The following is a 19183-nucleotide window of genomic DNA, read 5'->3' on the forward strand; positions in this document are numbered from 1 at the left end:
AGCTCAGCTCGTCGGGATGGTCGTCGTCGACGTCAGGCGCACCGACACTTGCGCGCTCTGGTAGGCCGGGATCTTGGCCTCATGCGCTTTCGGCAGAAGGCTCGGCGCTTGCGGGAAGGGGAAGCCACCGGCGTTGGCATAAGTGAAGCGCGGGGCTGCGGGAGGCTCGGCCTCGGGTGGGGCAAGGGCCATCGGGGCGGCGGGTTGGTTTGGCGTGTAAGAGGCAAGAATGGGCTGCGGTGTCTCGAGCGGCGATGTGGTGCGCGGCTTCGGCGTCGGCAGCGGGGTCGGCGTCGCCGAGGCGACCATGGTCTTGCTCACGAGGCCTTTAGCCAGCGCGAGCTGGTAGTCCTTCTTGGTGATGCGCCCGCCGTCCCGCGGCAGGTAATCGGTCTGCCCGTCGGGAAACAGCGCGGCAAGCTCGAGACGCGGGATGCGCGGCCACATGCGCACGCGGCCGGTATCGACATGGACAAACGGCAGACCCGAGGTGGGATAATAGCCGACGCCGCCGACTTCCTGCACCAGCGCCGAGTTGCGGAGTGTCTTCACCGGCACGTCGGGGAAATGAAGATCCGACGCCTTGCCCAGCATGTGCTGGCTCTTCCTGGCTTGGCCGCCGCCTGCTCTGCGCATCTTCTCGTTGGTGGCGGGGCTGCGATAGGCGGAGACGAGGTGAATGGGCTGCTTGGAACCGAGCGTCTCGTGGAGCGTCCAGATGAGATCGATGAGCTCGCGATCCATCTGGGTCTCTTTGTCGGCCCGCCAATCGCGCATGAAGTGGTTGAGCTTCTTGAGAGCCTCCTCGTCGAATCGACCGTTCCGCTTATAAGTGACGGTCAGGCTCTCTTTGGTGTGGATTTCGTAGAGGGAAAGGGTGCGGGTCTCGCCGGTGGCGCCGGCTTTGGGGGCCCATGGCCATGCCGACGGCCAAAAGCACGGCTCCTGCGCCAAGCATGGCGCGACGTGCACTACTCCCCCGAATGCGCATCCCCGACTTTCCGTAACTTCCCTCGCCGGCGTTCGCAGACCGGCTTTTTCCCCGTGACTTCAGGCCTTTAAGGGCCCGTCGCCCTCGGCCACCACCATTCCCGTCGTGACCGTTAAGCAACAGTATTCGGTAAATTGGGCGAAAAACAAGGCAAACACATTAACCTTGGCCCAGCAGTTCTGGGCATAGTTAACGCGCGCTGAGCGGCAGTTAGAGCCGGGGACACGCCACGGCCCGGCGCCCCGCTTGGTTAAGCGGGGCGGGGCCTAGTTTTCAAGGATTTCTGGAGCTTAGAAGCTCGAGACGGCGTCCGAGATGGGATCGGACCGGCGGCGCGACGTGGGCGGCTGCGAGATTGACTGGGTCAGCAACTCATCGTCGGCCGGTGTGGAAAACACCGAGCGGCCGTCGAACAGGGCGGCCGCCATGCGGCGATCGTGGCCATAGAGGTCCTGGAAGGTCGTGATCGAGCCGTCGTCGTTCACCCGCAAGGTGAAGTAGGTGATGTAGACCGGCACCTTGCGATGGAGCCCTACATGCTGGTCGTAGCCGGTATCCATCGCCGACATGACGCGGGCGTGGCTCCAGTTCTGGTCGTGCTTGAGGATGACCGCGGCAAACTCGCCGGGGTTCTGCACCCGCATGCAGCCATGGCTCTCGGCGCGCACTTGCTTGGCGAACAGATGCTTCTGCGGCGTGTCGTGCATGTAGACGTCGTGCTTGTTGGGGAACACGAACTTGACGTTGCCGAGAACGTTGCCGGGGCCCGGCGGCTGATAGAGGTGAAGGCTGCGGATATCGATCCTGTTCCAATCCAGTGAACCGGGATCGACTTCGCGTCCGCCGTATTTGATGCGGAGGTTGTGGCGCTGGAAGACCGAGGTGTTCCAGCCGCTGCCGCCGCTGAACCAGCCGCCGCCGGTCTGGCGCACATACGGCCTGATCTCACCGGTCTTGATGGAGTTCGGCACGTTCCAGAACGGGCCGAACACGACCGTCTGCATTTCGTTGGAGAATACCGGCGTCTGCGTGTTCGGCTTGCCGACAACCACACGCGTGCTGTGGATCGTCTCGTCGTCGCTGACGACCCGCAACGTGAATTCCGGGATGTTGACGGTGACGTAGAAGCTGCCCTGATCGTGGGGGAGCCAGCGCCAGCGCTCCATGTTGAGGAGGATGGCCTTGATCTGCGCCGGCGAACCCATGTGGCGCAGATGCGGCTGATTGAGGAGCCGGCGCGTGCCGGAGCCGACAACGCCGTCGGCGGCGGTGTGGTGCTCCACCTGGAATTTCTTCACGGCCGCGAGGACGTCCTCGTCGTACAGCTCCGGGTTCTGCCCTTCCGGCACATCAAGCCGGGTCCTGAGCAACGCGACCTGGGGATCGGCGACGCCGAATTTGAGCAGCGGGCCGTTCGGAATCTTCACCGTGGCTTTTCCGCGTCGACCGGCTTGTCGCCGCCGCGAAGCTCGATCAGCTTCTTGCGAAGCAGCTCAAACTGCGGCTGGTCGGGCTGGAAGCTGCGCAAATACGCCGCGGGATCGGAGCGGAAGGCGATCGACTCGATCACTTCCAAAGAATTGGGAAGCGCGAGCGTCGGGTCGAGATTGCGCGAGATGCGCGAGGGCGTGATCCTGCCGCCGCGGGCATCGTGCGCGTAGTCGAGAACCGCATGGCTGATCTTGATCTCGGCATCGGCGAGCTGCTCCGTGGCGCTCGTGGAGTCGGCATCGAAGCCGGACAGGCTCGGCAGCTCATAGTCCGCGGCGCTCAAGCCGTAATCGTCGGCCCGCATGATCTCGGCGATCACGGCCTTGCCGCGATCGGTCAGGCCGTCGGCGTCCACCCAGAGAAGTTTTTGGTCGGGGATGGAGTAATACTCCACCAGGCGCCCTTCTCGTCCTTCTTCTGCTCGGTGGTGGCGGAGAATTTCTCCGAGAGCCGGTTCTGCACCGCCATGCGGATGGCCTCGGGCCTGGTAATCAGGGCTCCGGGCGCATCGGGCTCGGCGGCATAGGCCGGTGCGCTGAAAGAGGTGGCCAACAACAAGGTCAGCGCAAAACTGTGGATAGGCCTCATGGAATTCTTGCTCCCTCTGGCCGAATCAGCCGGTGTCGCGCCCGGACGGTAGTCCGGCCTTTCCTTTAATGGCCATAACGCGGCTCTGCTTAAAGGTTGCCGGACCCACTTTTCCTTCCCACTGTTGCATTCCTGCCGATCGCAGGTTTGCCCCCGGCTGACCGGTCGTCTCGATCAGCGTTTTGCTAATTGGCTCTCGCTTCGAGACCGATCTCCCGCATCTTGCGATAGAGAGTCGACCGGCCGATGCCGAGCCGCTTGGCAATCTCCGTCATCCGCCCGCGATAGCGGCCGAAGGCGAGCCGGATCATGTCGGCCTCGACGGCTTCCAGCGAACGGATGTCGCCTGTGTCGCTAAGGGCCGCGATGCCCACGGCGTCCTTGCCGTTGGTGGACGGGACATGGATCGTGGCGGGCGTGTCGGCGGACTGACCCAGCATGACCGGGCCTTCGAAGCGCGGCGTCAGATCTTTCGGCGCCGGCGCCGGCGGCACCGTGACCGCGTAGCCTTCGACGTGCGCCGCCACTTGCGGGAACTCGTTCACCGTCAGCATGGGCGTGTCGGCGAGGACGACGGCGCGGAACACCGCGTTCTCGAGCTGGCGGATATTGCCGGGCCAGGAATAGCGCTGGAGCATGGCGGTCGCCTCGGCGTCGATGCCGTCGATGCGCTTGCCTTCCTCGGCGGCGAAGCGGGCAGTGAAATGACGGACGAGCTCCGGCACGTCTTCGAGGCGCTCGCGGAAGGGCGGCACCCAGATGGGGAAGACGTTGAGCCGATAGTACAGGTCCTCGCGGAAGCGGCCTTCCTGCACGAGATTGATCAGGTTCTGGTTGGTCGCCGAGATGAGACGGATGTCGACCTTGACCGGCTGCTTGCCGCCGACCGGGTCTATCTCGCCCTCTTGCAGCGCGCGCAGCAGCTTCACTTGGGCATCGAGGGGCAGTTCGCCGATCTCGTCGAGGAACAGCGTGCCGCTGTCGGCCTCGACGAATTTGCCGATCCGCTTCTCGGAGGCGCCGGTGAAGGAGCCCTTCTCATGGCCGAACAGGATGCTTTCGACCAGGTTCTCGGGGATCGCGCCGCAATTGACGGTGATGAACGGCTTCGACCTCCGGGCGCTCTCGCCCTGGATGGCGCGGGCGATCATCTCCTTGCCGACGCCCGATTCGCCCTCGATGAGGACGGGAATGCTCGAGCTGGCGGCGCGCTTGCCAAGGTCGATGACCCGCTTCATGGCCTCGCTGCCGGCGATGAGATCGGCAAAGCCGAGATTGCCGCTGGCGGTGGCCTTCATGCGGGTGATCTCGCCGGCGAGCGCCTCGATCTTGAGCGCGTTCTTGACGGAGACCTCCAGCCGCTCCGGGCTGACCGGCTTGACCACGAAGTCGACGGCGCCGGCACGCATCGCCCCGATCGCGGCATCGATGCTGCCATTGGCAGTCTGGACGATGGCGGGAGGCTTGCGCGGCAGGGACCGCATGGCGGACAGGACGGCCATGCCGTCGGTGCCGGGCATGACGAGATCGAGAAGGATCAAGCAAATATCGCCGGCGTTGTCGGCCTTCAGCGCGGCAAGAGCTTGGTCGCCGCCTTCGGCTGTTTCGACAAGGTAGCCGAACCGCTTGATGGTCTCTTCGAGAATACGACGTTGTGCTGGGTCGTCATCGACGACCAGGACGCGCTTGGGCATGACGCAAAACTCACTAAAGTTACGCAAATACTAACGAGGCAGAGGCGCCCCCCACGGCAACAACTTCACCCTGAGCGGGCCCCTGCTGTGCCAAAACTGTGCAGTGGAAGGGTAAACATCTTCTTTAACTCGGTTCGATTTTGGTGAAGTCGTTGCCGCAGCGCCCTCCGAAACGCCCGTGCCGTGGGCAAAAATGCATGAGACAGCGTCAGTTTGGGCCTTGCGGCTGCGCGCGAGCCTTCCCACACTAGGCGTTGGCCACCGCTAACGAGGATTCCCCATACCGATGCCGTCCATTCTTGCGACTCCGTTCCCGCGTCCCGTCTTCGCCGCCACGCATGCCGCCAAAACCAAGGCGAAGCATGACGACAAGCCGGAGCTTGGCGACCTGCCGGAATGGAATCTCGGCGATCTCTACGACGCCCCCGAATCACCGGTGCTGAAAGCCGACCTCGACAAGGCGACGAAGGCCGCCGAAGCCATGCATGAGCGTTACGCCGGCAAGCTCGTGAGTCTTCTCGACGAAGGGCGGGGCGGCGCGGCGATGGCCCAGGCCTTGCGCGAGTTCGAGGCGCTGAACGACGTGATGGGCCGCATCGTCTCCTATGCCAGCCTGCTTTATGCGGCCGACACCGCCGACCCGCGGCGGCAGAAATTCTATGGCGACATCCAGGAGAAGATCACCGCCATCTCGTCCAAGCTCCTGTTCTTCCCGCTGGAGCTCAACCGGCTCGACGACGCCGCGCTCGAGAGCGCCATGTCGGGCTCGGAGCTCGGCCATTTTCGGCCGTGGATCGAAGATCTGCGCAAAGAGAAACCGTATCAGCTCGAGGACAAGCTCGAGCAGCTGTTCCACGAGAAGGCGGTGACCTCGCGCGGCGCCTGGGACCGCCTGTTCAACGAGACCATGACGTCTCTGCGGTTCAAGGTCGACGGCGAGAAGCTCAGTCTTGAGCCGACCCTGAACCTGCTCCTCGATCCGAACGAGAAGAAGCGCAAAGAGGCGGCGGAAGCCTTGGCCAAGGTGTTCAAGGACAATGTGCGGCTATTCACGCTGATCACCAACACGCTCGCCAAGGACAAGGAGATCTCCGACCGCTGGCGCGGTTTCGCCGAGGTCGCCGATTCCCGGCACCTCGCCAACCGGGTCGAGAAGGAGGTGGTGGACGCGCTGGTCGCCGCCGTGCGCGATGCGTATCCGCGCCTGTCGCACCGCTACTACGCCATGAAGGCCAAGTGGCTCGGCAAGAACAAGCTCATGTATTGGGACCGCAACGCGCCTCTGCCGGAGGAACCCAAGAGGGTGATCGGCTGGGACGACGCGCAAGCGACCGTGCTCACGGCCTACGGCGATTTCTCACCGCGCATGGCCGACATCGCCGGCAAGTTCTTCGCCGAGAACTGGATCGACGCGGCGATGCGGGAAGGGAAGTCGCAAGGCGCCTTCTCCCATCCCACGGTGCCGAGCGCGCATCCGTATATTCTGCTCAACTATCAGGGTAAGCCGCGAGACGTGATGACACTCGCGCATGAGCTGGGCCACGGCGTGCATCAGGTGCTGGCCAATGTGCAAGGGCCGCTGATGGCGCCGACGCCGCTGACGCTCGCCGAGACCGCGAGCGTGTTCGGCGAGATGCTGACCTTCAAGAAGCTGCTCGATCAGGCGCCGAGCAAGCGCGAGAGGAAAGCCCTGCTGGCGGCCAAGGTCGAGGACATGCTGAACACGGTTGTCCGGCAAATCGCCTTCTACAGCTTCGAGCGCAAGGTGCATGAGGAGCGGCGCGAGGGCGAGCTGACGTCGGAGCGCCTCGGCGAGATTTGGCTCGACGTTCAGCGCGAGAGCCTCGGGCCGGCGATCGAGCTCCGGCCCGAATATGAGACCTTCTGGTGCTACATCCCGCACTTCATCCACGCGCCGTTTTATGTCTACGCCTATGCCTTCGGCGACTGCCTGGTGAACTCGCTCTACGCCGTTTACGAGAAGGCCGACGAGGGCTTCGCCGAGCGCTATCTCGCCATGCTGGCGGCGGGCGGGACCAAGCACCATAAGGAACTGTTGGCGCCGTTCGGTCTGGATGCGACCGAGCCGCATTTCTGGTCCATGGGTCTCAAGGTGATCGAAGGCTTGATCGACGAGCTCGAAGCCATGGACGAGACGAGCTAAGCCGAGGCCGAGACGCCATGTCCCAGGTATCGCTGGTCCCGATCCTCGTATGGATGGCCGCGATTGCATGCTGGGGCATCGCGGTGTGGCGGGGCCCGCGGCCGATCCTCCAGGCCTTCGTCACCGACCGGCTGCTGCGCTACCTGTTCATCTTTCCGCTCGGCATCGCCAGCCTTTGGGCCTTTGTCGGCCACGTGATTTTTCCCGAGCGCGCCGCGGCCGCCATCGGCTGGGAGGTGAGCCCGTTCCAATTCGAGGTGGGCTACGCCAATCTCGGTATCGGACTCGCCAGCCTCTACGCGGCGTTCACCGGGTTCTACCCGCGGGTCGCCGTCGCCATCGCTGCGTCGTGCTTTCTGGTCGGCGCCGGTATCGGCCACGTCCATGACATCCTGGCCTACGGCAATCTCAACCAGGGCAATGCGGGGCCGATCCTGGTCAGCGATTTCCTCACGCCAATGGCGGTGCTGGCGTTGTTGCTGGTGGCGGCCCGCCGGCCGCGGCCGAAATCGCCCGACACGCTGGCGTTGGAAGCCGAGCTCGAAATCGCCAGCCGCGCCATGCGCGACTATCGGCAGGCGCTCGAGAAATTCATCAAGGAGTGACGAGGGCTTTGCGCGTTGCCGCTCAGTGACGGGCGAACACTTCGAGGCTGCCGTCCTTTTTCACCAGCAGCACGTCATACGGTTCGGTCTCGCCGCCCGGCTGCTCCATGCCCGGCGAGCCGATCGGCATGTTCGGCACGGTCAGGCCGACCGCGTCGGGATGCTCTTTGAGGAGACGCTTGATGTCTTCGGCGGGGACGTGGCCCTCGATAGCATAGCCGTCGATCAGCCCGGTATGGCAGGAGGCGAGCTTCTCCGTGATGCCCGCCTGCCGCTTGATGCGGTCGAGCATCGCCGACGACGTGTTCTTGGCCGTCACCGTGAAGCCGTTGGCCTCGAGATGCTCCACCCACTTGCCGCAGCAGCCGCAGGTCGGCGACTTCCAGACCTCGATGGACGGCTGACTTTCCGTCGCCGCGAGGGCCGGGCCCGACAGTGCGAGTGCGAGACAGAAGGCGAGGGCGGTTCGCAAAATCATGGGTCTTCTCCGGCTTAAGGACGTCGAGGGCGATCTTATTCGCTGAGCGCAATGTCGGCGATCACAGGCCGGTGATCGGAGCCCAGACGCGGGCCGACCATGGTGGCGATCTTGCTGAACTGCGCCGAGGCGAACACGTGGTCAATAGGGATGATCGGCAGCAGCGGCACACCCTGCCATTGCATCGGCCACGTGGGATGGACCGTGTTGTAGCGGCCAAGTCCCGTCGCGCGGGTGAAGCTCTTCAGCTTCCATGTCCAGGGCGCCAGGTTGAAGTCGCCGGCCAGGATGAGCGGACCGGAGCGGCTTTGCACGAACGCGGTCAGCGCGAGAATGTCTTCCTGCTGGAGTTCCGGGTAGAACGGGCGCGCCAAGTGAACGCCGGCAAGCTCGACCTCGGTGCCGTTCACGTCGAGCCGCGCCCAGCGGATGATGAGCGACATCCAGGGCGGGAAGCCGGCGCGGTCGACGCGACCATCGGCCAGGATCGGATATTTCGACAGAATGACGAGGCCGTCCTCGCCGGCGCGATGCGGGTAGCGCCGGCCGAGCCCGTCGAGAAACGCGCGATGATGCTGTCGCACCTCTTCGAGAACGAGGGCGTCGGGATCGGTGTCGGCGAGGAACTTCTCGATGCGGTCGGCGTGATCGTTCGGCCCCCACAGATTGAAGGTCGCCACACGCAGGAAGCGCTTGCTGCCCTCCGGCGCCTCGGGCGCGGCGCCGCTCACGCCGGAAACGAGCAAGGCGAAGTTGATTGCTACGAGAAGTGCCGCGGCGCCGATCAGCGTCCGCTTGCCGTCGGCGAAGGCGAGGCCAAGCAGGGCCAGGCAGCCAACGGTGAGGACAGGAAGGCCGTTATTGACGATATCGAGCGCGGGGCGCCAATAGGCCAGGATGCCGACCGCCGTCAGCGCCGCGCTGGCAAGGAGGCCAGCAACGACCACCGCTCTTAAGAGTCTCGACATCAAGGGGAGGTCTTTCACGTTGAATGAGGCAGGGGATGGGCGCGGGCCCAACGGTTCCTATATGGGGAAGACTCGACCTTGCGTGAAAGCCCTAAGTGACATGACCGACGGCCCTTCCGACCGCGAAAAAAACCGGTTCACCGCCCGCGCCGCCCGCTATGCGTCCGTCGGCGCCAATGTCGGCGGCGTCGCCGCGCGCATCGCCGGGCGCCGGCTGTTTGGGCTCGATCCCGCCCGCGACAAGGATGCCGCGTCGCTGGCCGCCGCGCTCGGCGGCTTGAAGGGGCCGATCATGAAGGTGGCGCAGCTCCTCGCCACCATCCCCGAAGCGCTGCCGGCGGAATATGTGGCCGAGCTCGGTCAGCTGCAAAGCCAGGCCCCGCCCATGGGCTGGTCCTTCGTGCGGCGGCGTATGGCGGCGGAGCTCGGTCCCGACTGGGAGACGAAGTTCGCGAGTTTCGGCCATGAGGCCGCGGCGTCCGCCTCGCTCGGCCAAGTGCATCGCGCCACCGCTCATGACGGGCGCCAGCTCGCGGTCAAGCTGCAATATCCGGACATGCAGTCGGCGGTCGAGGCGGACCTCGCCCAACTCGGTGTCCTGTTCTCCATCCATCGCCGCATGACGCCCGCCATCGAGACGTCGGAAATGCTGAAGGAGATCACCGCGCGCTTGCGCGAGGAGCTCGACTACGAGTTGGAGGCCAAGCACACCCGGCTCTACAGTCTCATCTTCCAAGACGATCCGCTCATCCGCGTGCCGGAGATCGTGCCGGAGCTGTCGACCCGGCGCCTGCTCTCCATGACGTGGCTCGATGGCAAGCGGCTGCTCGACTACACGGACCGCCCGCTCGAAGAGCGCAACCAGATCGCCCGCGCCATGTTCCGGGCTGGTGGTACCCGTTCAGCCAATACGGCATCATTCACGGCGATCCCCATCTCGGCAATTACACGGTGTTCGAGGATGAAAGCGGTAAGGCCACCGGGCATCAACCTGCTGGACTATGGCTGCATGCGGACCTTCGCGCCGAAGTTCATTCAGGGCGTGGTCGATCTCTATCACGGGCTGTTGCGCGGCGACCGCGCGCTGATCGTCCACGCCTACGAGACCTGGGGCTTCACCGGGCTCTCGAACGAGCTGATCGACCTCCTCAATATCTGGGCGGGCTTCATCTACGGGCCCATGCTCGAGGACCGTGTGCGCACCATCGCCGAGGATGTGCGGCCGGGCGCCTATGGGCGGCAGGAAGCCTTCCGGGTGCATCAGGGCTTGCGCGAGAAGGGGCCGGTGACGGTGCCGCGGGAGTTCGTGTTCATGGACCGCGCGGCGATCGGGCTCGGCGGCGTGTTCCTGCATCTCGACGCCAAGCTCAACTATCACCAGCTGTTCGAGGATGCGATCGCCGGCTCCGATATGGCCGATGTGGCGCGCCGGCAGCGCGATGCCTTCGTTAAAGCGGGCGTACCGTTACCCGAGGGAACCGTGCCGTAAGGGTTGTGATCCAGGCCCACTTCGCCGAGTCTTCCATATCGATGCGAATCTATCGAGAGGAGGCTGACGATGGATTGGCTAATCAACGACGCCTTGCCGGTGCTGGCGCGGATCTTCATCGTCTGGATCTTCCCGTTCAGCTTTCTCGACAAGGTGTTCAACTGGGACAACGCCCTGAAGCAGGCGAATTCCGGCGTGCTGCCAGGCGGTCCGGTGCTCCTGGTGCTGGCCATGGCCGTCGAGCTGCTGACCCCGCCGATGATCGTGTTCGGCTTCTATGACGGCATCGCGGCATTCATTCTCGCCGGTTATTGCGCCGTCACGGCCGTCCTCTACCACAATTTCTGGAGCTATCCGCGCTTTTGGTCGCCCTCGAGCGAGGGCTATCCGCATGTCTGGGACTTCTTCAAGAATTTCGGTCTCGTCGGCGGGCTGATCTTCGTGATGTTTGCCAGCGGCTTCATCCAGACGGTCGGCAAGGACATCGAGGACATTTCGGCGCTGACACAGCCGAAGATCACGCTGGCCGGCAGCGCCGGAGAGTAGTGGAGAGTCGTCATGACCGATGCGCCGCCGAAGCTCGATTACTGGCATGTGTGGACGGACGACGACGGCGTGACCCATCAGACGCGCTGCGCGCTGACGGACTTTAAGCTCAAGAGTATGGGCGGCAAGGCCGCGCCTCAGTGGAACGATCATCTCCTGACGTCGGAGGCGAGCATCTTGTTCTGCGTCCTGCCGGTCGGCTGGATAGGCGATTGGCACGAGAACCCGAAGCCGCAATGGATCGTGCCCGTGTCGGGCCGCTGGTTCGTGGAGACGATGGACGGCACGCGGGTCGAGATGGGCCCGGGAGAGCCGTCTTTCGGCGGCGACCAGGAGTCCAAGCCTGATCCGGAAGGAAGGGTCGGGCATCGCTCCGGCACGGTGGGCGACGAGCCCGCCTCGCTGATGGTGGTGCAACTCGACCCCAAGACATGGTCCGGCGTCCGTCCAGGCGGCTTCAAGTAGGAGGGCGGCGGATGCCCGTCACGCAGCTCATCAGGGTCAGCATCACGGTGGCGGATTTGCCGGCAACGGCCGCCTTCTACCGCGACGCGCTCGGCCTCGATGTCGGGCCGGAGCAGGGATTGGGCGATCCCGCGTGGAACAGGCTTCTCGGGCTCGACGCGGGTACCACGGCGCGGGCCATCGATGTCACCGTCGGTCAGCACGTCATCCGGCTGGTGGCATTCGATCCGCCGGGCCGGCCCTATCCCCCGCAGCCCGCCTCGAACGATCAATGGTTCGAGCATGTCGCCCTCGTGGCCGGCGATATCGACGCGGTGTGGAAGCGGCTCGAAGGCGGCTCGCCGGGCGTGGTCACAAAGGGTGCGCCCGTGCTTCTGCCGCCCAATACCGGCGCGGTCACCGCCTTCAAGTTCCGCGATCCGGAAGGTCACCCGCTGGAGCTGATCTTCTTCCCGCAAGGCGTCGGCGCCCCCGTCTGGCACCAAGCCGCGGGCTCGGGGATCTTGGGCTACGATCACACGGCGATTTCGATCATGGATGTGGATCGGAGCGTCGCCTTCTACGAAGGCCTGCTCGGCTTCCGAATCGCTGGCCGGTCGCTCAATCAGGGGCCCGGGCAGGACCGGTTGGATGGGCTAAGCGACTGCCTCGTGGATGTGGTGGCGCTGGCGCCCGCCGAGGTGGCGACGCCCCATGTGGAGCTTCTGCATTACCGGACCCCGCCTGGCCGCACCCTGACCGCCGCGGTCAGGGCCGATGACGTGGCCTCGGCGCGCCAGATCCACGCGGTCGATGACCTGTTTGCGCTCGTGAGAAAGTTGGAGGCGGCGGATGCGCCTTTCGTCTCGCCGGGGATCGTCACCCTGAAGAATGGCCGGAAAGCCGCGTCGGTTCGGGGTCCGGACGGGCATATGATCATACTAATGGGCTAGGAGCCGTGCCCCGCAATTATTGCGGGACCGGCCGGATTTTGCTATCTGGCTTCGGAAAGCAGGAAACGACTGGGGGTTAGTCAAAATGCATATCGATCCCAAAGAGGGCAGTCCGGAGATGGACTATGCGGAGCACATGCGGACTTACAGCCTGTTCTGTAAGATGACGTTGTGGACCGTGATCAGCGTCGCCGTGCTTATGGCGCTCATGGGCTATTTCCTGACATAGTCAGAGCTTGAGCTCTCGACACTTCAGCTCATCCTAACCGCAGACATAATTCACGCCGGCTACTGACCGCGCTGTGGTCTGGTCGTCGGCCTACGGAGCCACGATGATTGCGATTGGCGTACCCGCCGAGGGCAACGACGAGCCGCGGATCGGGCTAACTCCCGAGACGGTCAAGAAGCTCGTCAAAGCCGGGGCTACGGTCACCGTGCGTTCCGGCGCGGGGCTCAGGTCCCATTTCTCCGATCAGGACTACACCGACGCCGGCGCCAAGATCGCCAAGACGGACGCTGACTCCGTTTCGGGCGCCGATGTCGTCTTCACGGTGCGGCGGCCGCCGCTCAGCATCGCCAAATCCATGAAGAAGGGCGCGGCGCTGATCGGCATGCTCGATCCGTTTGCCGATGCCGAGGGTCTCGACGCGCTGGCAAAGACGGGCGTCGCGCTGTTCGCCATGGAGCTGATGCCGCGCATTACCCGCGCGCAGAGCATGGACGTGCTGTCGTCGCAATCGAACCTCGCCGGCTACAAGGCCGTGGTCGACGCCGCCGCGGCGTTCGAGCGGGCGCTGCCGATGATGATGACGGCGGCCGGCACTGTGCCCGCCGCGCGCGTGTTCGTCATGGGCGTCGGCGTTGCCGGGCTTCAGGCCATCGCCACCGCGCGGCGGCTCGGGCCATCGTGACGGCGACGGACGTGCGACCGGCCGTGAAGGAGCAAGTGGCTTCGCTCGGCGCCAAATTCATCGCCGTGGAAGACGAAGAGTTCAAGCAGGCGGAGACGCCGGCGGCTATGCGAAAGAGATGTCGGCCGAATATAAGAAGAAGCAAGCCGACCTGGTCGCCGAGCATGTGAAGAACCAGGACATCGTCATCACCACGGCGCTGATCCCGGGCCGTCCCGCGCCACAGCTCATCTCCAAGACGATGATCGAGAGCATGCGTCCCGGGTCCATCATCATGGATCTCGCCGCCGAGCGCGGCGGCAATGCCGAGTTGACCAAGCCCGGCGAGGTGGCCGAGCACAAGGGCGTGCGCATTTTCGGCCCGCTCAATCTTGCGGGCCAAGTGCCGGTCAACGCGTCGAGCCTTTACGCACGCAACCTCCAGGCTTTCATCGATCCCTTCATCGACAAGGAGTCGAAAGCGCTGGCCATCGATTGGGACGACGAGTTGGCCAAGGGGACGGCGATCGCCCGGGACGGCGCCATCGTCAACGCCATGGTTGCCGAACGCCTGGGCGGCAAGCCGGCCGGCGCCACGACGGCGGCTGCGAAGCCCGAGGCCAACGGCGCTGCCAAGGCTCCGGCTAAGAAGGCGGCTGCGAAGCGCCAGCCCAAGGGAGGCAAGACGACATGACGAGACGGACCCTTTATGCGGGCCTCACGCTCCTCGCCGTGGGCATGCTGGCCGGAGTGACCTGGGCCGGAAGCGCCTACGCGGCGGAAGCTGGCGCGGCGGAAGGCGGGCACGATTTCCTCTCGCAGTTCTCCATCTTCGTGCTTGCCGTATTCGTCGGCTATTACGTGGTGTGGAGCGTTACGCCGGCGCTGCATACGCCGCTGATGTCGGTGACCAACGCGATCTCCTCGGTCATCGTGGTCGGTGCGCTGCTTGCCGTGTCCGTGGAGGCCGCCGACGCGGTAGGCTCCTCCGGCCACCTCATTGCCAAGCTGCTGGGACTCGCGGCGCTGATCCTGGCGTGCGTGAACATTTTCGGCGGCTTCCTCGTCACCCAACGCATGCTCGCCATGTACCGGCGCAAGGATCGCTAAGATGTCGAGCGAACTCGTCACGCTGCTCTATCTCATCGCCGGTGTTCTCTTCATCCTGGCGCTACGCGGTCTGTCCTCGCCGGAGACTTCGCGGCAGGGCAATTATCTGGGCATGGCCGGCATGGCCATCGCCGTGGTCACCACGCTGGCCGTGGCCCAGCCGCAAGAACCGCTGACGTGGGCGATGATTGCCGGCGGTATCGCCATCGGCGGCGGCATCGGCGCGGTCATCGCGCGCCGCATCCCCATGACGGCGATGCCCGAGCTTGTTGCCGCGTTCCATTCGCTGGTCGGTCTCGCGGCCGTGCTGGTGGCAGCCGCGGCGTATTACGCGCCCGAGGCTTTCGGCATCGGCGTGCCGGGTGCGATCCGCGTGTCGAGCCTGATCGAGATGTCGCTTGGCGCGGCCATCGGCGCCATTACGTTCACCGGCTCGATCATCGCCTTCTTGAAGCTGTCGGGCCGTATGTCGGGCAAGCCGATCATGTTGCCCGCGCGCCATATCATCAACATCGCGCTCGCCATCGGCCTGGTGGTCTGCGTCGTGCTGTTCTGTCAGGAGCAAACGCCGGTCTATTTCTGGGCGATCGTCGGGCTATCGCTGCTGCTCGGCGTGCTCATCATCATCCCCATCGGCGCGGACATGCCGGTCGTCATCTCGATGCTGAACTCCTATTCGGGATGGGCGGCCGCCGGTATCGGCTTCACCCTCGGCAACACGGCGCTGATCATTACCGGCGCGCTGGTCGGCTCGTCGGGCGCGATCCTGTCCTACATCATGTGCAAGGGCATGAACCGCTCCTTCATCAGCGTCATTCTCGGCGGCTTCGGCGGCGAGGTGGCTGGCCCCGCCGGCGGCGGCGAGCAGAAGCCGGTCAAGCTCGGCTCGGCCGAGGACGCGGCCTTCCTGATGAAGAACGCGGAGAAGGTCATCATCGTGCCGGGCTACGGCATGGCCGTCGCGCAGGCGCAGCATGCGTTGCGCGAGATGGCCGATGGGCTGAAAGAGGCGGGCGTCGAGGTGAAATACGCCATTCACCCGGTGGCCGGCCGCATGCCTGGCCATATGAACGTGCTGCTCGCGGAAGCCAACGTGCCGTATGATGAGGTCTTCGAGCTTGAGGATATCAACTCGGAGTTTCCGCAGGCCGACGTGGTCTACGTGATCGGCGCCAACGACGTGGTCAATCCGGCCGCCGAGGACGATCCGTCCTCGCCGATTTACGGCATGCCGGTGCTGCAGGTGTGGAAGGCGGGCACGGTGTTGTTCAACAAGCGGTCGCTGGCGTCCGGCTATGCCGGCATCGACAATCCCGTGTTCTATCGCGACAACACCATGATGGTGCTGGGCGACGCCAAGAAGATGACGGAAGAGATCGCCAAGTCGCTCTAGGCCACATCCGTCAGATCGCCGCCAATGCGGCGATGTGGTTAACAGTCTCAAAGATAACGAAGAATGGACAAAGTTGGGCTGAGAATAGCCAAACTCCGGCTGGAATCTGTCCGTAGAGCGCGTGCCGTGCGAGCTGGACTCGCATGCGCGTTGCATTGATTCTGACGCCAGCCCCCCCATTTAGGCTAGAGTTAAGCTTCGTCAGGTTTGGATTTGCGCTGATATAGTGAGCTTTGCCTAGCGGGCTAGCTGTCGTGGAACGCGCTGGGGCGTCCCATCAGTTATTGCTGGATGAACGGGCCGTTCAACCAGCGTTCATTCCCGTCAGGTAAGGTGGAGACGACGAACAAAGACAATAATAGAGAGGCGTTGCCTGATCCATGTTGAACCTTCTCCTATCGCTCGTGGGAATCTTTGCGCTGTTCTGCGTCGTTGCGCGACTGCTGCATCGGTATTTCGTCTATGTACCGGATCGGAAGCGGGTCGCGCCGCGCGATGCCGGTCTCCCAGGCGTCGAGGAGATCGTGTTCAAGGCGACAGACGGTACGCGGCTCATCGCGTGGTACCGGCAGGCGCAAGCCGGCAAGCCGACGCTGCTCTATTTCGGCGGCAATAGCGGCAGTGCCGCTTACCGCGCCAACAAGATCAAGGCGATCGGCGGCGATGGCTACGGCGTGTTCATGCTCAACTACCGTGGCTATGGCGGCTCGGGCGGGCGTCCCACCGAGGCGAGAATCACGGCGGATGCGGTCAGCGCCTACGACTATCTGCGCGGCCTCGGCGTGGCGCCGCACGATATCGTCACTTACGGCGAGTCGCTCGGCACGGCTGTCGCAACGCGTCTGTCGTTGCAACGTGAGGTGAAGGCTCTCGTGCTGGAAGCTCCCTTCACCTCGGTGGTGGATGTGGGGCTGCTGATGTGGCCGTATTTGCCGCTGAAATACATCATGGTCGATCAGTACCGGACCATCGACCGTATCGGTCAAGTCACCGCGCCGCTCTTCATCATCCATGGCGGCCGGGACAACGTCATTCCCCTGGATCAGGCGCGGCGCGTGCTGCATGCCGCCAACGAGCCGAAGACCCTCAGCCTGGTGCCTCGGGCGGGGCATAACGATCTGTTCGAGCAAGGGGCGTGGGGTCGCGTGCGCGACTTCATCGCCAGCCTCGCACCGGAGCCTGCCGTGGAGGCGCCCGTCGCGCGGGCTGGGCGTCCGGTCGAACTCGTGGCGGCGGCCGACGCCGAGCGTAGACGCGCGCCACACGCAACAAAGCCGGGAACACGATTCCCGGCTCGAGCAGCCTAAATCTGAAGATAAATGCCTAGCGGCGCGGGGTGCGTGGCTTGGCGGCGACGCCGCTCTCGCGCTGAGCCTTCTTGCGCGCGAGCTTGCGGGCACGGCGGATGGCCTCGGCCTTCTCGCGGGCACGCTTCTCCGAAGGCTTCTCGTAATAATTACGGAGCTTCATCTCGCGGAAGATGCCTTCGCGCTGCATTTTCTTCTTCAGCGCCCGGAGGGCCTGATCGACATTGTTATCGCGAACGACGACTTGCACGCGCCTTAGATCTCCGATTGGCCGTTGGTTTTGGGATTGGAGCGGGGCCAAAGATGACCCTGGCCAGAACGCCAAGGTCCCGCATCCGATGGCCCATGTACCAAAACGGGGACTGGTTGTCCAGACCGCCTATTCCCCGTTTCAGCTCTCGGGAAACAGCCTCGTCACATGGCCCATCTTGCGTCCGGGGCGCGGCTCCGCCTTGCCGTAGAGGTGGACGGCGGTATTGGGCTCGGCGGCCAGCGTCTCCCAGGCCTCGACGTCGGCCCCGATCAGGTTGGTCATCACCGCATCGCTGTGGCGGCCGACCTCGCCGAGCGGCCAGCCGCAAATGGCCCGCACATGGTTCTCGAATTGGCTGACGGGACAGGCATCGATGGTCCAATGACCGGAGTTATGCACTCGCGGCGCGATCTCGTTGACCAGGAGGCGGGGCTCATCGCCCTCGCGCTGGAACATCTCGACGCAGAGCACGCCCACATGCTGAAGCGCCTCGGCGATCTTGCCGGCGATCTGGCGCGCCTCGAACACGGTTGAGGCGGCGATGCGGGCCGGTGCGCGGCTGGTGGCGAGGATGCCGCCCTCATGGACGTTCTCGACCACGTCATAGAAGCGCGTCTCGCCGTCCTGGCCCCGCACGGCGATCACCGAAACCTCGCGCTCGAAGCGCACCACGCCCTCCAGCACGGACGGCGTCTCGCCGATCGCCTCCCAGGCGCTTCCGGCCTCGCACAGCGTGTGGATCATGACTTGGCCCTTGCCGTCATAACCGAAGCGGCGGGTCTTGAGCAGGGCCGGGATCTTTACGCGCGCCAGGCCCTCGTTGAGATCGCCCAGGCTGCCCACGGCGGCGTAAGGGGCGAGCGCGATGCCGAGCCCGGCGATGAAATCCTTCTCCACCAGCCGGTCCTGCGCGGTAGCGAAGGACTTGGCCGGCGGAAACACTGGGGCCTTCCGGCCGGCGATCTCCAGCGCCTTGGCCGGCACGTTCTCGAACTCGCAGGTGACGACGCCGACGCTTCCCGCAAAGCGGGCGAGCGCGGCTTCGTCGTCATAGGCCGCCACCGTAGTTTCAGCGGCGACATCGAAGGCAGGCGCGTTCGGCTCGTCGCTATAAATATGGGTCTTGAGCCCCAGCCGGCTGGCGGCGACGGAGAGCATGCGGCCGAGTTGGCCGCCCCCGAGAATGCCGATGGTGCTGCCGGGCGGCAGCCTGACCTCAGGCATTATCCTCTAACGTCTCGGCGATGGAGGCGGTTTGCGCCGCGCGCCAGGCCGCCAGGCGTGCGGCGAGGCCGGTATCGGAGAGCGCGAGGATGCCGGCGGCAAGTAGGCCGGCATTGGTCGCGCCGGCTTGGCCGATGGCGAGCGTGCCGACCGGGACGCCCGCGGGCATCTGGGCGATGGACAGGAGACTGTCGAGGCCTTTCAGGGCGCGGCTCTCCACAGGCACGCCGAGGACCGGCAGCATCGTCATGGAGGCGGTCATGCCGGGAAGATGCGCCGCGCCGCCGGCGCCGGCGATGATGACCTTGAGGCCGCGGTCTTGCGCGGTCGCGGCATAGTCGTAAAGGCGTTTTGGCGTGCGGTGGGCCGAGACCACCTTCGTCTCATAGGGCACGTTCAGCGCATCGAGAACATCGGCCGTCGCCTTCAGCGTGGGCCAGTCCGAGCGGCTGCCCATGATGATGCCGACGGCTGGTTTCGCATCGCTGATGGTGCTGGTCATGGGAAGGATTCTGGCCGGAGGGCCGCTTTCGGAAAGCGCGCGATTATAGGGGTGGGGCCTTGCTTGGCAAGGCACGTCTCGCGCCTGCTCCCG

The 19183-nt window shown here is 64.7% G+C and carries 20 protein-coding genes and 1 pseudogene; 11 read left to right on the top strand and 10 right to left on the bottom strand.

The features are described from left to right. Nucleotides 1-3: 3 nt before the first annotated feature. The 5 genes from AUC69_RS19050 to AUC69_RS10995 form a co-directional block, all read right to left on the bottom strand. Nucleotides 4-954 (bottom strand): peptidoglycan L,D-endopeptidase MepK, encoded by a 951-nt coding sequence (locus AUC69_RS19050; protein ID WP_069442190.1) that lies wholly within the window; start codon nt 952-954, stop codon nt 4-6. A gap of 327 nt (nt 955-1281) precedes the next feature. Next, entirely contained in the window at nt 1282-2418 is a 1137-nt protein-coding gene (locus tag AUC69_RS10980) for a L,D-transpeptidase family protein (RefSeq protein ID WP_069442191.1), read from the bottom strand. Then, nucleotides 2415-2876, bottom strand: a complete 462-nt coding sequence (locus tag AUC69_RS10985) for a L,D-transpeptidase scaffold domain-containing protein (protein WP_204377317.1) — start codon at nt 2874-2876, stop codon at nt 2415-2417. The genes AUC69_RS10980 and AUC69_RS10985 overlap by 4 nt, the downstream gene beginning before the upstream one ends. Then, a complete protein-coding gene (locus AUC69_RS10990) occupies nt 2819-3070 on the bottom strand; it encodes a hypothetical protein (protein ID WP_069442193.1) in 252 nt (83 codons plus the stop codon). The genes AUC69_RS10985 and AUC69_RS10990 overlap by 58 nt, the downstream gene beginning before the upstream one ends. Before the next feature lie 185 nt (nt 3071-3255). Then, the gene (locus AUC69_RS10995; protein ID WP_069442194.1) at nt 3256-4764 is read right to left on the bottom strand and encodes a sigma-54-dependent transcriptional regulator; all 1509 of its coding nucleotides are present in this window, start codon (nt 4762-4764) and stop codon (nt 3256-3258) included. A gap of 286 nt (nt 4765-5050) precedes the next feature. Here AUC69_RS10995 and AUC69_RS11000 point away from each other — a divergent pair, with 286 nt between their 5' ends. Further along, complete coding sequence (locus AUC69_RS11000) at nt 5051-6928, top strand: M3 family oligoendopeptidase (protein ID WP_069442195.1); 1878 nt, start codon at nt 5051-5053, stop codon at nt 6926-6928. 17 nt (nt 6929-6945) lie between these two features. Continuing rightward, nucleotides 6946-7533: a DUF6790 family protein gene (locus AUC69_RS11005; RefSeq protein WP_193427418.1), complete on the top strand. Its 588-nt coding sequence runs from the start codon at nt 6946-6948 to the stop codon at nt 7531-7533. Between the two features lie 22 nt (nt 7534-7555). On the opposite strand, the gene AUC69_RS11010 is transcribed toward AUC69_RS11005, so the two are convergent. Both AUC69_RS11010 and AUC69_RS11015 read right to left on the bottom strand, forming a co-directional pair. Then, entirely contained in the window at nt 7556-8011 is a 456-nt protein-coding gene (locus tag AUC69_RS11010; RefSeq protein ID WP_069442197.1) for a DUF411 domain-containing protein, read from the bottom strand. 35 nt (nt 8012-8046) lie between these two features. After that, nucleotides 8047-8958 (bottom strand): endonuclease/exonuclease/phosphatase family protein, encoded by a 912-nt coding sequence (locus tag AUC69_RS11015; RefSeq protein ID WP_069442198.1) that lies wholly within the window; start codon nt 8956-8958, stop codon nt 8047-8049. A 121-nt stretch (nt 8959-9079) separates the two neighbouring features. Here AUC69_RS11015 and AUC69_RS11020 point away from each other — a divergent pair, with 121 nt between their 5' ends. The 9 genes and pseudogenes from AUC69_RS11020 to AUC69_RS11055 all read left to right on the top strand — a co-directional run bounded on the left by AUC69_RS11020 (nt 9080) and on the right by AUC69_RS11055 (nt 17111). Further along, complete coding sequence (locus AUC69_RS11020; RefSeq protein ID WP_244500215.1) at nt 9080-10468, top strand: ABC1 kinase family protein; 1389 nt, start codon at nt 9080-9082, stop codon at nt 10466-10468. A gap of 69 nt (nt 10469-10537) precedes the next feature. Beyond that, on the top strand, nt 10538-11014 hold the full coding sequence (locus tag AUC69_RS11025) for a DoxX family protein (protein WP_069442199.1): 477 nt from the start codon (nt 10538-10540) through the stop codon (nt 11012-11014). 12 nt (nt 11015-11026) lie between these two features. Next, nucleotides 11027-11479 carry a cupin domain-containing protein gene (locus AUC69_RS11030; RefSeq protein ID WP_069442200.1) on the top strand — a complete coding sequence of 151 codons (453 nt, stop codon included), beginning with the start codon at nt 11027-11029 and terminating at the stop codon, nt 11477-11479. An 11-nt stretch (nt 11480-11490) separates the two neighbouring features. Then, nucleotides 11491-12411, top strand: a complete 921-nt coding sequence (locus AUC69_RS11035) for a VOC family protein (RefSeq protein WP_069442201.1) — start codon at nt 11491-11493, stop codon at nt 12409-12411. Between the two features lie 85 nt (nt 12412-12496). Further along, nucleotides 12497-12640, top strand: a complete 144-nt coding sequence (locus AUC69_RS16420) for an aa3-type cytochrome c oxidase subunit IV (protein WP_083239347.1) — start codon at nt 12497-12499, stop codon at nt 12638-12640. Between the two features lie 103 nt (nt 12641-12743). Then, nucleotides 12744-13995 (top strand): annotated as a pseudogene (locus tag AUC69_RS11040) (Re/Si-specific NAD(P)(+) transhydrogenase subunit alpha). Further along, entirely contained in the window at nt 13992-14411 is a 420-nt protein-coding gene (locus AUC69_RS11045) for a proton-translocating transhydrogenase family protein (RefSeq protein ID WP_083239348.1), read from the top strand. The pseudogene AUC69_RS11040 and the gene AUC69_RS11045 overlap by 4 nt, the downstream one beginning before the upstream one ends. A 1-nt stretch (nt 14412) precedes the next feature. Then, on the top strand, nt 14413-15804 hold the full coding sequence (locus AUC69_RS11050; protein WP_069442202.1) for an NAD(P)(+) transhydrogenase (Re/Si-specific) subunit beta: 1392 nt from the start codon (nt 14413-14415) through the stop codon (nt 15802-15804). A gap of 380 nt (nt 15805-16184) precedes the next feature. Next, nucleotides 16185-17111, top strand: a complete 927-nt coding sequence (locus AUC69_RS11055; RefSeq protein ID WP_069442203.1) for an alpha/beta hydrolase — start codon at nt 16185-16187, stop codon at nt 17109-17111. A gap of 16 nt (nt 17112-17127) precedes the next feature. Here the strand turns inward: AUC69_RS11055 and rpsU are convergent, their stop codons facing one another. The 3 genes from rpsU to purE all read right to left on the bottom strand — a co-directional run bounded on the left by rpsU (nt 17128) and on the right by purE (nt 19090). Then, nucleotides 17128-17361 (bottom strand): 30S ribosomal protein S21, encoded by a 234-nt coding sequence (gene rpsU, locus AUC69_RS11060; RefSeq protein WP_069442204.1) that lies wholly within the window; start codon nt 17359-17361, stop codon nt 17128-17130. Nucleotides 17362-17502: 141 nt separating this feature from the next. Beyond that, nucleotides 17503-18588: a 5-(carboxyamino)imidazole ribonucleotide synthase gene (locus AUC69_RS11065; protein ID WP_069442205.1), complete on the bottom strand. Its 1086-nt coding sequence runs from the start codon at nt 18586-18588 to the stop codon at nt 17503-17505. Further along, nucleotides 18581-19090, bottom strand: a complete 510-nt coding sequence (purE, locus tag AUC69_RS11070) for a 5-(carboxyamino)imidazole ribonucleotide mutase (RefSeq protein ID WP_069442206.1) — start codon at nt 19088-19090, stop codon at nt 18581-18583. Before purE ends, AUC69_RS11065 begins: the two co-directional genes overlap by 8 nt. Between the last annotated feature and the right edge of the window lie 93 nt (nt 19091-19183).

Origin of the sequence: Methyloceanibacter superfactus (assembly GCF_001723305.1) — a bacterium.
GTDB classification, from domain to species: Bacteria; Pseudomonadota; Alphaproteobacteria; order Rhizobiales; family Methyloligellaceae; genus Methyloceanibacter; species Methyloceanibacter superfactus.

Coding starts and splice junctions, on each gene's coding strand:
- AUC69_RS11010 (WP_069442197.1), bottom strand. CDS start 8,011: ATGATTTTGCGAACCGCCCTCGCCTTCTGTCTCGCACTCGCACTGTCG.
- AUC69_RS10990 (WP_069442193.1), bottom strand. CDS start 3,070: ATGAGGCCTATCCACAGTTTTGCGCTGACCTTGTTGTTGGCCACCTCT.
- AUC69_RS11020 (WP_244500215.1), top strand. CDS start 9,080: ATGACCGACGGCCCTTCCGACCGCGAAAAAAACCGGTTCACCGCCCGC.
- AUC69_RS11005 (WP_193427418.1), top strand. CDS start 6,946: ATGTCCCAGGTATCGCTGGTCCCGATCCTCGTATGGATGGCCGCGATT.
- AUC69_RS16420 (WP_083239347.1), top strand. CDS start 12,497: ATGCATATCGATCCCAAAGAGGGCAGTCCGGAGATGGACTATGCGGAG.
- AUC69_RS11035 (WP_069442201.1), top strand. CDS start 11,491: ATGCCCGTCACGCAGCTCATCAGGGTCAGCATCACGGTGGCGGATTTG.
- AUC69_RS11055 (WP_069442203.1), top strand. CDS start 16,185: ATGTTGAACCTTCTCCTATCGCTCGTGGGAATCTTTGCGCTGTTCTGC.
- AUC69_RS11030 (WP_069442200.1), top strand. CDS start 11,027: ATGACCGATGCGCCGCCGAAGCTCGATTACTGGCATGTGTGGACGGAC.
- AUC69_RS11050 (WP_069442202.1), top strand. CDS start 14,413: ATGTCGAGCGAACTCGTCACGCTGCTCTATCTCATCGCCGGTGTTCTC.
- AUC69_RS11045 (WP_083239348.1), top strand. CDS start 13,992: ATGACGAGACGGACCCTTTATGCGGGCCTCACGCTCCTCGCCGTGGGC.
- AUC69_RS11025 (WP_069442199.1), top strand. CDS start 10,538: ATGGATTGGCTAATCAACGACGCCTTGCCGGTGCTGGCGCGGATCTTC.
- AUC69_RS11065 (WP_069442205.1), bottom strand. CDS start 18,588: ATGCCTGAGGTCAGGCTGCCGCCCGGCAGCACCATCGGCATTCTCGGG.
- purE (WP_069442206.1), bottom strand. CDS start 19,090: ATGACCAGCACCATCAGCGATGCGAAACCAGCCGTCGGCATCATCATG.
- AUC69_RS10995 (WP_069442194.1), bottom strand. CDS start 4,764: ATGCCCAAGCGCGTCCTGGTCGTCGATGACGACCCAGCACAACGTCGT.
- AUC69_RS11000 (WP_069442195.1), top strand. CDS start 5,051: ATGCCGTCCATTCTTGCGACTCCGTTCCCGCGTCCCGTCTTCGCCGCC.